The following is a 16569-nucleotide window of genomic DNA, read 5'->3' as shown; positions in this document are numbered from 1 at the left end:
TACAGACAAGTGCAGAATGAATAAGGAAAACTCGGTTCTGCCATGGTCTACCTGCGGCCCGGGGAACGACTCCCTCATGGGCAGTGGCAGGAGGGGACAAGTTGCCCCGGCAATAATGGGAACCGAGCACCATCCTTGCAGGAAAAAGTGTCCTGTGTATAGAAAAATACGCATCAGGTGTCAAGGTGAACCTCATGTCCGAGGTGGTCTGGTGCCCTTCTTTGGCCATTCCAGGGTCACGGTGGACGAGGTGGCGACTTTTTCCGGAAAGATGGAGGGTTGACCGTTGGGGACAATACCAAGAAAGTGCAGACCAGTCTCCCGGGCGGCCCGGTAATCAGCCAGAGCATCACCGATGAACAGGCAATGACCGGGTGTAAAGGAGAAACGACCCAGAATGTCGAGGATAATTTCCGTTTTGGGACGGGGTGAACCATGGACTCCGGCGAACAAGGATTGCAGACCTTTGCGGGCGACAATCAGTTGCATTTCATCCTCCGGGGTGCCGGAAACAACAAAAGCCGGAACAGATGAGGCGCGCAGTTGCTGCAGAGTGGACATGGCACCGGTTATCAAGGGTGCAGCGACCACTTCGTCGACAACCAGGTCAGCAAAGGCCTGACCCATGCGGTCCAGTTGCTGGTCGTTTGTTGACTCCCCGGCGATGGTTTCCAGACAGTGACGCAGTTTTTCCCGTCTGGGCAGGCCACCGTTGGCAAGATGATAACGGACCACCGCGTTCTGCACAGTCGGGCCGTAGGGGGCGAACAAGGTGGTAAAAGCCCGGACCTTCACCTCGGTCGAGGCGGCAATCACCCCGTCAAAATCAAAAAAAACCGCCTGCCACTGCATCTGGTCGGTATTCATTCGTTGATCCGTTGCGTTGATTGGAAATCGGTTTGCTGTGCCTGAAAGGACAATCGTTCATCGGCCACCCCCTCCATTGCTCCTTCAAGTCTCCTTGAGGAAACCGATCACGCGGAGTTTGCAACTGTTTGCTTGACGTATGAACGCTGAATATTCTGTAGGCCTGCAGTTAAAAGTATGTGCGGTATCTGACCTGTGTTGTTCTTGTATACGAGGGGGAGTCTTGTTCAGGGTTGTCATGCCAGCATTTTCTCGAGTTGCATACCTTTTTTATTGAACAAATATGTCGTTCATGCCTTTTTTTTTCAAGGGGGGATAGATAGGATCGTGAGACCATGCTCGTCGGAGTTCCGGTCTGATTACGACCAGGATCTGGATCCGTGAGCGTTCGCCCGTGCATCAGCTTTATTTCATTGATTTTTTCTGAAAAGGTACCAGGGGCTCATTTTTTTCTAAACTTTCTCTGCACGCAGGGCGATGAATAAATATGAGAATGTTTCCGGAAATCGTCAGGAGGATGTTTTCCGAAAATATTCCGTGGCCGCAGCGGATAAGATCTTTGATTGCATTTGATTAAGGGATTAATCAGACATCCAATGGAGGGATATATGCGATTCAGAATCAGGAAAGGGAAGGACTGTTCAGTTTATACCATTATTGTTTCCGGGCTGGTGGATGAAGACGCTGGCTGGGATATCATGCAGATCGCACAGACCATGCTGAGTATGACCAGATGTAGAAAACTCATTATTGATCTGCGCATGGCACTGCTTGATGAGGGTCTTTCAGTCTTTACCAGCGATACCCTGCTTGCTGTTTTTGAGGAGGGGTTGTTGAGCAAGGACGCAGCCTTGATAATACGTCATCGTTATGACAGTGAAATTCGACTCTGCTCCGATCAATTGCCCCTGCAGCCCACTGGCGGGTTCATCAATGTACAGATAAATGAAGCCAAGTTTTTAGCACGAGCCATGAAATGGCTGGAACAGGAGGCCAGAATGCTGGCCCATTGATTGGGTGTTATTTTCCGCGAGAAGGTCTCCATCCACAAACAGTGCTCTTTTCCTGCCTCTTTGTTGCGCATGCCTGCGGGTCCATTCGCAGGCATGCCTCTTTTCAGAAAAAAATAATTCCGTTTTTGGTTGCTAACCAGGTCATGGTTGGTGTTCAAAAACGGTCCTGGTGTGATTGGAATTCACTATCGGCGGCCGTTGCCAGCAGTTGTTCAAAGTCAATCCGATCCTGAAATCGTTTTTTGCGGGTTCTGGCGGTGTCCAGGCGATACCTGCAGGTTTCTCCCGGCGCGGCCAGGATCTCCTCCCAGCGTTGATGCCCATCGGGTGTCATCCAGATACCGGCCCCCTGGCCGGTACACACCGTTACCGCCAGATTTTCAATGGTCCGGACACCAGCCAGCAACTGGTCTTCGTTGGTCAGGGTCTGTGAATTGATTACGGCCAGATCGCATCCCTGTTTGGCCGCAGCCAGGAGTGTTTCTGGATGTCTCAGGGCCAAAGGGGGAGCGAGCAGGACCCTTGCCGGCCCGCAATCCAGCCAAGGGAGCGCGGCTGTGTCCTTGAGAGGCGCGTTATCATGTCTCCATTGCTGGGGCTGATCCGCACCGGCAAACCAGAATATGCTGGAGTCCATACCAAGTCCGCGACGCAGGGCCACCCGTCGGCCGCTGGGAGTACAGAAAGCGTGGATACGGTCCAGGTGAGCATCGGTATAGTTCCAGGCAGGCAGAACGTACAGGGAAGCTGAGGGGGGCACCTGTGCGGTGAATTCATCCAGAGAAGCAAGAGGGTGCTGGCCGGCGCGCGGTACAGGGCAGATTATGTGCAAATCACCGGGTTCCGGTAGTTGGTGGAACGCGGTCAGATCAGTTATCGCCGCCAGGTTGAGATAGCAGTCATGGATATCGCTCCGGCAACGGGTGGCCAGACGATGCAGACGAGGGGAGGAATCGAGCTGATGGTCCTGGTTGAGCGGCAGGTCCACCAAGAGTACCTGTGAATCCGGGTGACAGGCATCGAGCAGAGGGGTGCCATGGTGGTCAAAGACCGCCGATGGTGCCTGGCGGCAGTCCATGACCAGGTCCATGCCGGTACGGTTGCAGGCTGCCAGATGGAAACCGTTTTCCAGGGCCCTGGCCCGCCAGATCTCCCGGGGGTCAAGACCCGAGGGCGGCCAGTTGGCTGGAGAGAGGACCAGGTTGGCTCCGCGCAGGGCGGTAACCCGGGGCATGAGGCTATGATAGCAATCGTAGCAGATCAACACGCCAACTCGACCCCAGGGAGTACCGAAGGTGTTGTCCTGACGTGGATCTCCAGGGCAGGCCCAGCGGCATTCGGCATTGATTTTTCGATAGCGGCAGATCAAAGTCCCATCCGGGCCGAGAATAAAGGCACTGTTAAAAAAGATACCGCTCTTCGGGTCGCGTTCGGCCAGACCGATGCAGGCATAGAATCCGAAGGAGCGTGCCAGTTCGGCCAGACTGGTCAGGGTCGGGCCGGTGGTGGTTTCGGTGTATGGGGCGATATCATGGCGACTGGTGAAAGAGTAGCCCGAGATGGCAAGTTCCGGTGCCACCACTACCTGGGCCCCTGATTCTCCTGCCCGGCGGAACAGAGAGAGCAGATGTTCCCGATTATGATCCGGCTGTTTATGCCTGGCGGTACTGTGAATAAGGGCCAGTTTCAACGTCGGCATGATGATGGTCTCCTCTTGACAACGATTCGTTGACCTGATCCATGCTGATACGCTCACGGATCCTGGGATGAGTAAATCGTCTCTCTTTTTCCCGGCGGAACCTGACCAGGGGTTGTTCAGTCCATTGAGCTTCTAGTCCCGCAAGGATCAAGGTTTTGACCAGAGTGGCAAATCGCCATGTCCTGTCGGTTGCCTGATTCAGAATTCAATTCCCTTCTGTGCCTTGACACCGCTTTTGAGAGGGTGTTTGACTGCCAGCATCTCGGTGACCAGGTCAGCGGCGTCGATCAGTTCCTGTGGAGCGTACCTTCCGGTGATGACAACATGCTGGTTGGGATTGCGATTGGTCAGCACATGCAGGCAAGGGGCAATCTCCACCATTTTGTAGTGAAGCAGATAGGTGAATTCGTCCAGCACCACGGTATGGTACGCGCCTGAGTCGATAACCGTGCAGGCAAAGGCCCAGGCTTCATGGGCCAGGCGGATGTCTTCCTCCCGATCATCGGTTTTCCAGGTGAAACCCTTGCCCATCACATGCAGATCAATCAACCCATCGAAGCGTTTGACCGCGTCGAGTTCGCCGTAGCGCCAGCTGCCCTTGATGAATTGGATGAAACAGACCCTCAGGCCATGCCCGGCGGCCCGCATGGCCATGCCCAGGGCCGCAGTGGTCTTTCCTTTGCCATTGCCGGTATAGACGATCAGTAATCCTTTGGGCATAGCCTGCTTCCCCCGGTGTTCGATTGTTATTTTTGAGTCCATGACGTCTGGACGCTTGTTTTACCTATATCGTGCTGTAATCAGGTTATAATTGCAGTGGAATCAGTCGCATCTGGATTGTCGGCGATACCTGTAACTGTCTACAAATACAGGAACATGGCAAACAGTACAACTGCAAAACCCATAATTGGTTCCGAAGAACGCGGTACGCTGTGCGCTGACCAACCCAGTGTTTGACAACCAACTATATGTGCTGTATCTGCATGTATTTATTTTTTTGGGTCACCAATACCTCTCGGTTTTCCAGCAGGCGGCGCCGGGGCAGTGATTTTTTCGCAATATACGGTATCAATACCCCGCATCCGCTTGGAATGTTAGGGCTTTGAGGGGCGTAGTCATCAGCTTGACCCCAACCTGAATCCGTGACGAATGGACGCTTGTTTTGGATATATCTTGCTGTAATCATATTATAATTGCAGCAGAATCCTTAAAGAGAACCTTCACCAGCCGCCCTTCGGGGCGTCCGTGCGCACGCCATCTTCATTGCCCGTAACCTTCCGATAAAGTTTACTTTAATCGAACGGTCACAGACAATAAAGCTGACGCACGGACGAACGCTCACGGATCCAGGCCCAGGCCCTCACTGGAGGAGCAGAGCAGGAAAGGGCAAGGATGGAGAGATGGAGAACGAATACATGCAGGGGACGGCGTTAGAAGGCTGGCTCGCAATGATTTGGGTAAACCTGGGCATGGGTATAGGGGCATGTCAATAAGACCACGCGTTCGTGCGTCGAAGCGGGAGATTTTCGGCTGGGCGATGTTTGATTTTGCCAATCAAGCCTATACGCTGCTTATTATAACCGTCGTGTTCGGTGATCTTTTTACCCGGGTGGTGGTCGGCAATGATGGTGATTACCGGTTGGGCAACTTCCTCTGGAGCCTGGCCTTATCAACCAGCTACCTGCTGGTGGTTGTCTGTTCGCCTGTGGCTGGTGCCATTATGGACTACAGGGCGAGCAAAAAGCGTTTTCTTTTTGCCAGCTATATAACCACGGTAGGGGCCACGGCAGCGCTTTATTTCGTTGCGCCCGGCTATGTTGTTCTGGGGGTGATTCTGCTGATCATTTCCAATTTTGCCTATTCCATCGGCGAGGCTTTTATCGCCAGCTTCCTGCCCGATCTAGGTCCACCGGAGGATCTCGGAAAAATTTCCGGATTCGGTTGGTCTTTAGGCTATGTTGGCGGGATGGTTTCAGCGGTATTCGTTCTTCTGGTCCTGGGAGAGGTGAGTGCCGAAAATTTTGATCGTATTCGCTGGGTTGGTCCCTGGGCAGCAGCATTTTTTCTGGTAACCGCCATCCCAACTTTCATCTGGGTCAGAGAACGCGGGTATCAAAAACCCTTGCCGGCGGGAAAGGGGTATGTGGCCATCGGCATCGATCGAGTGTGCACAACCCTACGTCGCATCGATCATTTCCGCGACTTGAGCATCCTGCTGGTCTCGGTCTTTTTTTCCATGAGCGGGATCTACATCATCATTTCCTATGCGTTTATCTATGGGGCCCAGGTAATCGGCTGGGATGAGCATATCCGTACCATCATGTTCGTGGTCATGCAGATAACCGCTGCTGTCGGCGCCTTTGGGTTTGGTTTCATCCAGGACCGGTTGGGGGCCAGGTGCACCTACCAGATCACGCTGGTCATGTGGATTGTTGCCATCGTGCTGATCTATCTGACCCCAGCCCTCACCGGCTGGCTGAACACCTGGGGAGGACTGAGCCTGGAGGCGCAACATGTCTTTGTCATCGTCGGCAGTCTTGCCGGTTTTTCTCTGGGTTCCTGTCAGTCGGCAACCCGTACCCTGGTGGGCCTCTTTTCTCCGCTTGATCGAACAGCGGAGTTTTTTGGCTTCTGGGGACTTGCCATGAAACTGGCAGGGATGTGCGGACTGCTTGCCATCGGCCTGCTGCAGATCGTTTTAGGTCTGCAGCAGGCGGTGCTGTTCTGTGCCCTCCTTTTTGCCGTTGCTCTGGCCATCAGTTGGCGATTCGATGAGGAACGCGGCCGCAGGGCCGCGGAAAAAGGCTGAAACCTCCTGAAATTTCCATGAGGGACATTTTCATGAGACATGGGCTGATCAGGACCCTGATTACAATACGACCCAAACAGCCACCCCAGCCGTCCCGGATCCAGGAGAGAGCGTCGACAACCGGTACCACATCTCCCTGGCTGGTTCACCGACCAGAATTCAGGTCAATGTCCGTTGATGGCCATCATCCGTTCGTGAAGACGCCCGGCCCTGAGCATAAAGGTCTCTAATTTGGCGGTGATGACCTGGGGGAAGGGTGATCCGTCGCTTTCGATGGCCAGAAAGGGCAGGTTGTCGATTTCGGTCAGAATCGCCTCCAGATGAGGTTCGGTCCCATTGATGGCCATTTTATTCCTGGCCGTCATGGTTTCACTGAGAATGGCCTCTGAAATGCGATTGGGCATGCATCCGAACGGGCCGATGGCAATGACGCCGCAGGAATGGCGCACGATATCGGTCAAAGCGCCTCCCACGGTCAGGACCGCCTCTCCAGAAAGATCTGCGGAAATGTAAGGACGGGCGTTGGCCAGCAGCAATTCCACATCTACTCCCTCGGAGTGGACCAGACCTGTGCGGGCCAGGATGGAGCGGATGGTTTTTTCATAGCGGCCCTGAAAAAAGACACGAACCTTGAATTTGAGTTTTTCCAGGGCAGAGATGGGATCCTGATTGAGACCATGCTCCACCAGGTAGTTGCAATAATGGATCCACTCGGACACCGGCGCGCAGGCCACGGCAAATCCGTGCTGCGCCAGCCGTTCGGTCAGGTATTGCCGTGAAAGTCCGTCCCGGCGGACAAAAATTTCCCCGGAAAGGGAGATGGTGGGGATGGTGTGGGGCGGCTGCCTGAGGGGAATGGTTTGCAGGCGATCGGCTGTGCGGGCCAGTTGCGTGGTCAGGGTTTTGAAATTCGCACTGCCCATGGCCGCAAGGACGAGCTGCCATTGCTCCTCGAAGATGACCATGGCGCTGTCCGGATCCTGCGCGGCTGCAAGCAGCATGGATCGTATATCCTCCATGGTGTCGGAAACGATCATCGCCCACCAGGCATGACGTTCAAAATTATTGCCCATACCAATATAGGAATTATCCGAAGAAAGGGCCAGTATGGCGACATCCGGGATCCGCATCTTGCGGACCAGGTCTTCCATGAATACCGAGTATTGGCCGAAACGGCATGGTCCGGAACCGGTGGGCATGAAGTAGATCAGCGCTTCGCCGGGGACCTGTTCGTTCTGAATATAACCGAGCAGGGTTCCGGTGGTCAGGATCAGGGGCAGACACTCCTTGCAGGAGGTATTGGCCCGGCCGGTTTTCAGAATCTCCTCGTCGTTTTCCCGGTACGGTTTGGCGTTGAGACCATATCCGCGCAGGATGGCAGCAAAAGCCTCGGTACCGAGCCGGCCCATGGACGGGATGAGAACGGTGACTCGGGGGTCGGTCAGCGACAGCACCGCTCCGGATGAGGTCCGGACTTCGGTTCGACCGGATTTGCGCTCCAGCTTCGCCGGGGTGAAATCCTCCTTGCCGGTGCTGATACGTCGGGTGGCGGTCAGGCGGCGGTAGGCCTGAATGATGTCCAGGAATGCTTCAATCCGGGTCTCGATACCCGCATCGGCGGTGTGACTGTCAAGTTCCAGGGTCAGCGATGGTTTACGTTCCATAATTTCCCGTACGTAACCGATCAGAAAGGAATCAGGGCCGCAGGAGAAATTGGTGATAAAGGCGCTGAACAACTGGGGGTGTTGTTTGATACTGCGAGCAGCCTTGAGCAGCAGTTTGCCCATGCCCCAGTACATATGCCGTTTGGATCGCTCCTGGTCGAGATCGAGAAAATCAAGGGGCAGGACTGTTACCCCTCGGCTGGCGAATTTATTGGGGATCCCCATATGTGCTTCTTCAGCGCAACCGTTGTACGGGCGCGAGAGCAGGACCACTGCGATCCTGTCAGGATCTGCTTCGATTTCAGCGAGCACGCGCCGGCCCTCCTCCCTCATTGCGTCCATGCAGGCAACCTGCTGTTGAGCGGCAAATTCAAAAGCTTTTTGGGCGGTTCGTTTGTCAATGCCCATGGCACGGGCGGTCTCCACCAGGGGACCCCGGGCGGAGGCAAGGCCTGCACTCAGGTCCAGCAGGGGAGTCAGCAGACGGGTGCCGCGCCGGTTCAACTGGTCGAGGGCCTGGCGAAAGGCGGTTTGCAGGTAATAGGTTTCTCCCTGAACCAGCGGACAGACCTGGGACTGAGGGTTGCTGACCGAATCAAGGTTGGGGACCGCCTTGAAGTGGGGGAGAAAAATAAACTCCGGTGGATCGTCGCGTTCGAGCAGGGCGTGAAAAAAACCGTGCGCCAGTTCGACAGGATAACAGAAAGCGGCGCCGCGATGATCGATGCCTTCCGGCGCGCTCTGCTCAGGCAGGACGATGTCAAAGCCCAGTTGCGCAAAAAACTGTGAATAGAGGGGGTAGTAGGTATTGACCAGAAAGCTGCGGTTAAGGCCGACACGGCCGCAGGATGCAGAAGAGCGCTCATTGGCTTTATGGGCGAAGGTTTCGAAGACCAGCTTCTGGCGCAGGTTGACGAGATCAAACTTTTCAGCGTCGACGTGGACGTTGTGGCGCAGGTTGTAATAGCGGTTGCAGGCTCCGCCAAAGGGGTGTTTGCGCCCTTCCACTTCGATCATGGCAATGGCACAGTGCCGGTCACATTCGCTTTTGCCGCCGCGACAGGTGAAGCTGCGGCCGTAGCGTACCTCGCGGCCTGCCAGGGTTTCAAGGTCAAAGGCCGCCTCGGCCATGAGACCGCTGTCAAGACGTTTTTCAATTTCCAGGGCGACACCGAAGGCCCCCATCAGCCCAGGCTCCGGGGGAACAATAATGGGTTTACCGACCAGCGCCGCCATGGCCAGGGGAACTGCCCGATTATAACAGACCCCTCCCTGCATGAAGACCTTTTCTCCCACCGGGCGGTTTCCCTTGACTCGGTTACAGTAGTTCATGCAGACCGAGTAGACCAGCCCGGCGACAATGTCTTCATGGGCTACACTTTCGTGGATGGCGTTTTTAATATCCGAGGCGATGAAGGCTGCGCACTGGTCATTGAAGTTCGGTGGGAACTGTCCCTTGAGAGCGATCTCGGCGATGGCCTCCATGGCCACTCCAAGAGTTTCGAAAGCTGACTCTTCCAGAAAGGAGCCGGTGCCCGCTGAACAGGCCTCGTTCATGGCGTAGTCCGAGGGGACTGAATTGATAATATAGGTATATTTGGCATCCTGGCCGCCGATTTCAAAGATGGTGTCCACCTGGGGATCAAAGTGTACGGCGGCGGTGGCATGGGCGATGATTTCGTTGATGATGCCGTCGGAAAGGGCATGCAGACCAGCGATCTGGCGGCCGGAGCCGGTGACGCCAAGGCCGATGATGCGCAAGTTGCCGGGATCTATCCGCTGCTCGACCTGGTCGAGTAATGCACGGTAACATTGCCGGGAAGCGTTGACCGGATCGCCACTGGTCCGCAGGTACACGGAAGCAAGCAGCGCTTGGTCGCGGCGCCGAAGCAGAACCGCCTTGGTGGTGGTGGAACCGACATCAAGGCCGATGAGACAGACATCTCCAGGTTGCACCTCCGCACGTTCGATGGATTTGAATGTCACCATCGGTTCGAATGCATGGAGTGGGCTCAGGTGGGCAAATGCGCTTTTTCCCTCAACAAACAGTCTGGCTGGGCCGGGGTATGGTGCGGTTTCGTGGGTCAGCCCCCACAGGGCAGCACCGAGTGCCTCCATGTAGGGGGCCTGGGCGGGAACGACAAGTTCCGGCAGCTCCTGCCGGAGATAGTGCAGCATCAACTGGTTGCGGGCTGTGCCGCCGGTGATCATGATCCGGTGGTGATCAACCTTTTTGAGCAGTTCAAGGATCTTGTTGGCCATCATCCGGCACAGACCGGCCGTGACCTCGGACCTGGGAATTCCCTTGTTGGTGGCATGGGTGCAGTCTGATTTGCAGAAAACCGAGCAGCGGCCTGAAACGTGATACGGTTCGGCTGATGTCGTAAACTCAGCTGCCTCTTCCAGAGTAATGTTCATTCGCCGCAGTTGTTGCAGGAAAAATTCACCGGTGCCTGAGGCACATTTATTGCCGGTGACGACATTGGCGATACGCCCGGAGCGATCCAGTTCATAGACCATGAAGGTCTCTCCACCTGCGGAAACCACGGCGGGACAGTCGACCCCCTCAGGTTTGACAAAGGGATAGGCGATTTCCACCGCCTCGGGTTCCGGGATTGAGGAGAGGTTGACAAAGGTACGGAACTTGCGACCAGTGGCGGCAATGCGATCACAAGAGGCTATGTCAATCGATTCGAGCGCCCGGAGCAGTGTGCGCTTGGGGGCACCTTCGTGTGGGTAGAGGGCGTGGTCGATGATCCGCGACTGAAGCCCTGCTACCGTTGTCTTCGCCTCGACCAGGCAAAGGGAGATCGTTGAAGCCCCAAGACAGATGCCGAGTGATTTTATTGGATTGGTCATGTGATTGGTTGTATGGGATGCAAACCGTAATGGTTCTGTTTTATGGATGGAATGCCTGGGTCACGGATTATCGTCTGTGTGTGCGGCAATCTGTTCTCCACTGCTGGAGTGCTGGTGAAGGGTTCTATCGTCGCAACCACCAGTGACCGCGAATATCCAGGTTGGTCAATCCCAGTTGCTCTGCTTTTGCGACCACCCGGGCATATTCATCACTGGTAATTCTTCTTGCTATTTTCGGAAAGTCAAAAGCCTTAAATGCCGGAGTGAATTGGGCCATAATATTGATATATGTTTCTTTTGGCAAATGTTCTGCAATCCATTGCAGTATTTTTTCGGAACCAGCAGTGTTATTCGGCATGACCAGATGTCGGATGATTAAGCCCCTTTGCAGCACGCCGTCACCTCCCGGTTCGGCTATGCCGACCTGATGGTGCATGTCCAGGATGGCTTTTCTCGTCAGTTCCGGATAGCTTTCCGCACCTGAAGAAAACTTTGCCGCCATCTCTCCCTCCCAGAATTTGAAGTCAGGCAGATAGATGTCGACGATGCCGTCGAGCTGGGTGATGATTTCAAGACGCTCCCAGCCGCTGGTGTTGTAGACGATTGGCAGCCGCAGCCCCTGGCCGGCCGCTTTATCCAGGGCCTTGAGGATATGGGCTGAATAATGCGTTGGCGTGACAAAATTAAGATTGTGACAGCCGAGTTCCTGGAGCCGAAGCATCATCGCAGCCAGGTCATCGATCGACTGTTCCTGTCCCCTGCCTTTCAGGCTTATTTCCCAGTTCTGGCAAAAGACACACCGCAGGTTGCAGTGGGAAAAAAAAATCGTTCCGGAACCCTTTCTGCCGACCAAGGGCCGTTCTTCTCCAAAATGAGGATGAAAAGAGGAAACGACTAGTCTGGCGCCCGGGGCCTGGCAGAATCCACTTCTCCCCTGCAGGCGATTTACCTCGCATTGGCGAGGACAGAGTTGGCAGCTTTCCATGGTATTCCACAGAGACTCGGCTCGCTGCGCAAGCTCTCCTGTGCGGTGCAAGGCCAGGTAAGCCGGTTCAAAATCAGGATCAGGGGTGCCGGATGCCAGTGCCGGCGAGTTTTCAAGAAGCAAAGCAGGTGCACTGGCACAGGCACAGATCGTGGAAATACTTTTCAGAAAATGTCTTCTTGTACAAGAAGTTGGGTGTAGTCGAGGCATGATGCTCCCTCCCGATGGTCTGTGAGGATTCCGGTGTGGCCAGTACTCTCAGGTTGATGGTCTTTCCTTGGCGGAACCGTTGAGCGGGTTCGGTACGTACTCATCGTGTCCGACATTCAACATTCAACTCAATAATATAGTTCATGAACGTTGGTTTGGCAGGGTGATAATGACAAGAAAACTGGTCAGCTTCAGCATGGCCACGGTCAGGCAGGTGCCGGTCAGGCCAAGAACGGGCAGGAGCACCACCGCGCCTGCGATCCCTCCCAGCCAGCCCCCCACCAGGTCTGACGCGTAGAGATAAGCTGCAGTTCTGCTCATATTCTCGTTTTCATTGAGGTAGATCTTGTTTGCCAGGGGAAACTGCGCGCCGATCAGGAGCCCGCAGAGACAGGACACCAGTAAAAAGAACATTCTGAAAAAAATGAAAAAGCTAGGATTGTCCAAATGGGCATGCAGGGAGAAGAAGAGAGCGGGCAGGGCAAGGGAAAAAAAGAGAATGGCCAGCTCAACACGAACAAAGAGAGAGAAGCAATTGCCCCTGCGCGTCATTGCCCAGGTCGCAAGCATGGCACCGCCGGCGGCCCCGGCCATAAAAGCGGCCACAAGCAGGCCGATCCAGGCAAAGACATACCCGAAGATCGCTTGAAAGGCAAAAATGATCATCAAATCAAAGATCATGCCGGCAAAACCCGTTGTGACGATAGCAAAGGGAATGCCCACGCGTGTTGATACGGTCCACCTGATGCGCACCAGGGCATATAGACCCAGCATGAGGACACAACCCAGAGCAACAGCTTCCAGGCGGATTTTTTCAAACTGACTGAACAGCGAACCAAAGGCGGGAGCAAAGACGGCGTTCCAGTGAGAAATACTGTAAAATAATCCTAATGGCTTAAAATCATGATTTATTCTCTGGCTACCATCTTCAAGGAACAAGAGGAACCAGTCCTGCCAACCCTGGTGCAGTTTGTTTTCGATGTGCCAGGGCAGGATCACGTCGGTTGTCATTTTTCGCTCGTGCAGTCGTTCAACAACCTTTTCCGTGTTCAGAGTGATAACGGCTTGCGAGTCCGATGCCAGAAAAAAGTTGCTGCCGTCGCCGGGAATGACCCTAATGTACGGAAAGACGCTGTGCAAGGTCGAGAAAAGAGAACTGTTGAGGTTTCTGAGTTCATCACTCAAAAAAGTGAAAGATCCCGGCAGGCCGAGGACAAGGATGCCGTCAGGATTCAAGCGGCTCCGCGCCAGAGAAAAAAATTCCCGGGTAAAAAATCTGTTGGCCTGCAGGTTGGATGGTTCGAAAGTGCCCAGGAAGATAATATCATACGTTTTGCTGGTAGCCTGCAGTAACAAGCGGCCGTCAATGTGCTGTACCGTGACTCTGGGATCGTTTAATTCGGCATCCGTCAGCTCGGTGGGGAATTTCTGTAACAGTTCAAGGAGCAGGGGATCGAGTTCGGCGTATTCTATTGCCTCAACCGTGGGATGTTTCAAGGCCTCATGGATCATACCGCCTGCTCCTCCGCTCAAAAACAACAGGTGCGATGGGTTGGGATGAGCCAGCAGCGGCAGGTGGACAAATTCTTCGACAAAAGGGATGTCGGGAACTGGAGTGATCAGGGCGGGAACGCCATCCATGAAAAAGATGTATTGACCCTCATTAGCCACCACACTGATATTTCCGAATCGTGAATTCTGGTAATGGACAATCTGCTGATGTTTCCATTGTGCGCTGATGGAGGCCTGGTGCAGTCTATCGGCCAGGCCGGCAAACACCAGTGATCCGGCGACAAAGAATTGAAGGATCAGGAATGCCGCCATAATCTGGTAATATCGGCTGACCCTCCGCAACGGGAAAAACAGTGCCAGACAGGCCAGGACATTCAGCAGCGCGAGCCAGGATGCGGCCTGAAAGGAATGGAGATAGGGGATAAACAGGTAGGTGCAGACAATGGCACCGATGATTGTCCCCATGGTCTCATAGACGTAGACTTTCCCTGGGGCGGAGCTCTCCTGGCCGCACCAGGCCGCATACAGCCGACAGCTCAGGGGAAACAAGGCCCCGTGCAGAAGACTGACCGGCAGCAGAATCAGCAAGGAGGAGAAGAACATCGGCACCAGACCGATACTTTCTCCGATGGACACTCCGAGGGTGTTTTTCAGGGTTCGAGTCAGAAAAATGGCAACGAGAACAAAGGAGAAGAACAGCACTGTCATCAGGGAGAACGTTTCCAGCTGATGCGGAGATTTTTCAGCTATCCGGCCAAGAAAGAAACATCCAAGCGCTTCGAGAATCAACCAGTTGGCGAGGATGAGGCCGATGCTCAGCTCGTTGCCGGAAAAAACGATCAACATTTCCCGTAAAAGCAGGATCTGGGCAACCAGGCCGCTGAATCCCATCACGAGGATGGCGATGTAAATTCGTGTTTTCATCAATTAGGCAAACGGCACATGGGTCTCGTATCTGCTGGAAATATGCTGATCCAGTAGGGAAAACCTATGTGGTCATAAATTGCGGATGTGGACGGTGGATGGTATCATGATCAATTACTCCGAGAGTACTTTGGGCCAGTAATGAGGACAGGGAAAGCAACCAAGAGTGAAAAAATATGGCAGGCGTTGGTGAAAAAAGGTTACATTCTCAATTAAGCATGATGGCTCTCTCGCCGCAAGTGTTTTTCAGGTGTGCATGCGGCGGGAACAGTACAACCGAGGTATCCGGGATCTGAGGTGACTGGGGTGATCATGAGGGCTTTTCACCGTGCGAGGCAGCATGACGGTTTCTTTTCTGCTTGTTTCCGGTTGTATCCTGGCCTGGATGCTTTCCCCGGAAGCTCTGATAATTCTGGGTAACAGTATCGGCGTCGCTGGGGCGGGTTTTTTCCTTTCCCTGGGCGGTGGTCTGGTGGTGTCCTCTCTGGCTGCGGCACTTCTGCACAAACCGAACTTGAACTCTTACCCTGATTCACCGACCTTTGGCAAGCTCGCCGATGCGATCGGCGTCGTTCCCGCCATGGCCATGCTGCTGGCCAGTCGTCTCTGTCTGGTTCTGTTTTTACCTACAGGTATGCTGGTCACCGCTGGTTTTGCCTTTAACGAAACTGTTTGGTATCGCTTTCCTGCTTTTGCCTTCAGTGCTGTGCTGCTGGCCTGTATCCTTGTCCTTCATCTGATTAGTCGGCGCATTGCGGTCATGGTGCAGGTGTTCTTTGTCGGAGTGACAGTTGTCTGTCTCCTGGTGCTCATTGCTGCAGGCCTGCCGGCGTTGTTACCGGGTCTGTCCACTTTGTCGTTGCCGGTTCTTTCCGTCATCTTCAGTCCAACGGGTTTGTTTATCGCCTTGTTGCTGTTTCTGGGGTACGACCAGACGCGGCCTGTGGAGGAGGCGAAGCAGGGGGCAGCAGGGGTGGTAGGAGCTTTGATGATCGGCGGGGCGGTCTACGCTCTCTGGGCGGCGGTTTCGCTGGGCCATGTGCCAGGTGAAACCCTCGCCGCATCGACCCTGCCTCATGTCCTTGTTGCCCGGGAAATATTAGGTCACTCCGGCAGTATGATCATGACGATTGCCGTGATCTCCGGGACCTGCGGAGTGGTTAATGGTCTTTTTCTCTTGGCCAACACTTCCTTGCGGCACATGTCGGTTGCTTTTTCCCCTCGCCCTCTTTCGGCTAATCAGGAACGAGTATTTTCAGTTCTTTACAGCGCCAGCATCGGCCTCGCACTGGCCGCCGGTCTTGCCGGCAGCAGTCAGCTTGAGACCTTTATCCATGGGAGCCTGCTACTCTGGTTGCTGACCGTCGCCATGCTCTGCTACGCTGCCGCCAGGCGGTTGCGGAAGCTGAAACGATCACCTCTGCCTCTTGGATATTCTCTCTGCGCTTTGTACCTGGCAGCGGTTCTCTGGTTGGCTACAACCGTCGATGAGCCGGGAGTCCTGATCATGTTCTGCCTCGTCGCCCTCTCGATTGCGGCGTTGCTCTCCTCTCTCTGGCTCCTTGTCACCGGCAGGCGCCTCAACCCAAGACTTTTGTACGATCAAGGGGAAATTCAATGAAAAGTATGAAAAGGTTACTACTCTGGACCCTGGCCATTAACTTGTTCTTTGTTGCTTCGCTTTCCGCCGCCACTGTGGGGCTCATGGACAAGGATACATTGCTGGAGCAACTTGATGCCGAAAACCTGGTGATCCTTGATGCGCGCCAGGGCAGGGACTGGACCGCCAGTACTTTTAAAATCAAGGGAGCGGTCCGTTTTGAGGGAAGAGATTTTTCGGTGGTGGATGCATATCCTCCCGAGACCACCCTGGTGTTGTATTGTGCCTGACCCAATGAATTTACAAGTGTCAGGTTGGCACAGCAACTGATCAACAGAGGTTTTACCAATGTCTATGCCCTGCAGGGTGGCTGGCAGGATTGGTTCCGCAACAGGTATCCGGTTGAAGAGAAATAGGACAGAGGAGC

Annotated in this window: 10 protein-coding genes; 4 read left to right on the top strand and 6 right to left on the bottom strand. The window is 54.4% G+C overall.

Features of this window, described 5'->3' with window-relative positions; translation table 11 throughout:
- Positions 1-192: 192 nt before the first annotated feature.
- The gene (locus tag JWG43_RS01960; protein ID WP_205241125.1) at positions 193-867 is read right to left on the bottom strand and encodes an HAD family hydrolase; all 675 of its coding nucleotides are present in this window, start codon (positions 865-867) and stop codon (positions 193-195) included.
- Between the two features lie 608 nt (positions 868-1475).
- Here JWG43_RS01960 and JWG43_RS01955 point away from each other — a divergent pair.
- A complete protein-coding gene (locus JWG43_RS01955) occupies positions 1476-1880 on the top strand; it encodes a hypothetical protein (protein WP_205241124.1) in 405 nt (134 codons plus the stop codon).
- Between the two features lie 154 nt (positions 1881-2034).
- Here the strand turns inward: JWG43_RS01955 and JWG43_RS01950 are convergent, their stop codons facing one another.
- Both JWG43_RS01950 and cobO read right to left on the bottom strand, forming a co-directional pair.
- Complete coding sequence (locus JWG43_RS01950) at positions 2035-3579, bottom strand: carbon-nitrogen hydrolase family protein (protein WP_205241123.1); 1545 nt, start codon at positions 3577-3579, stop codon at positions 2035-2037.
- Between the two features lie 198 nt (positions 3580-3777).
- On the bottom strand, positions 3778-4341 hold the full coding sequence (cobO, locus tag JWG43_RS01945) for a cob(I)yrinic acid a,c-diamide adenosyltransferase (protein WP_240193312.1): 564 nt from the start codon (positions 4339-4341) through the stop codon (positions 3778-3780).
- Positions 4342-5062: 721 nt separating this feature from the next.
- On the opposite strand from cobO, the gene JWG43_RS01940 reads away from it, so the two are divergent.
- A complete protein-coding gene (locus tag JWG43_RS01940; RefSeq protein ID WP_205241122.1) occupies positions 5063-6388 on the top strand; it encodes an MFS transporter in 1326 nt (441 codons plus the stop codon).
- Positions 6389-6552: 164 nt separating this feature from the next.
- Here the strand turns inward: JWG43_RS01940 and JWG43_RS01935 are convergent, their stop codons facing one another.
- The 3 genes from JWG43_RS01935 to JWG43_RS01925 all read right to left on the bottom strand — a co-directional run bounded on the left by JWG43_RS01935 (position 6553) and on the right by JWG43_RS01925 (position 14542).
- Positions 6553-10911 carry an acyl-CoA dehydratase activase gene (locus tag JWG43_RS01935; protein ID WP_205241121.1) on the bottom strand — a complete coding sequence of 1453 codons (4359 nt, stop codon included), beginning with the start codon at positions 10909-10911 and terminating at the stop codon, positions 6553-6555.
- Between the two features lie 124 nt (positions 10912-11035).
- Positions 11036-12106, bottom strand: a complete 1071-nt coding sequence (locus tag JWG43_RS01930) for a radical SAM protein (RefSeq protein ID WP_205241120.1) — start codon at positions 12104-12106, stop codon at positions 11036-11038.
- 141 nt (positions 12107-12247) lie between these two features.
- On the bottom strand, positions 12248-14542 hold the full coding sequence (locus tag JWG43_RS01925) for a fused MFS/spermidine synthase (RefSeq protein WP_205241119.1): 2295 nt from the start codon (positions 14540-14542) through the stop codon (positions 12248-12250).
- A 340-nt stretch (positions 14543-14882) separates the two neighbouring features.
- Here JWG43_RS01925 and JWG43_RS01920 point away from each other — a divergent pair, with 340 nt between their 5' ends.
- Both JWG43_RS01920 and JWG43_RS01915 read left to right on the top strand, forming a co-directional pair.
- Positions 14883-16163: an APC family permease gene (locus JWG43_RS01920; protein WP_205241118.1), complete on the top strand. Its 1281-nt coding sequence runs from the start codon at positions 14883-14885 to the stop codon at positions 16161-16163.
- A 5-nt stretch (positions 16164-16168) separates the two neighbouring features.
- On the top strand, positions 16169-16558 hold the full coding sequence (locus JWG43_RS01915) for a rhodanese-related (seleno)protein (RefSeq protein ID WP_275888412.1): 390 nt from the start codon (positions 16169-16171) through the stop codon (positions 16556-16558).
- Positions 16559-16569 lie beyond the last annotated feature (11 nt).

Source organism: Desulfobulbus alkaliphilus (assembly GCF_016918545.1).
In the GTDB taxonomy this organism is placed as follows: Bacteria; Desulfobacterota; Desulfobulbia; order Desulfobulbales; family Desulfobulbaceae; genus Desulfobulbus; species Desulfobulbus alkaliphilus.
This window is presented reverse-complemented; position numbering and strand designations above follow the sequence as displayed.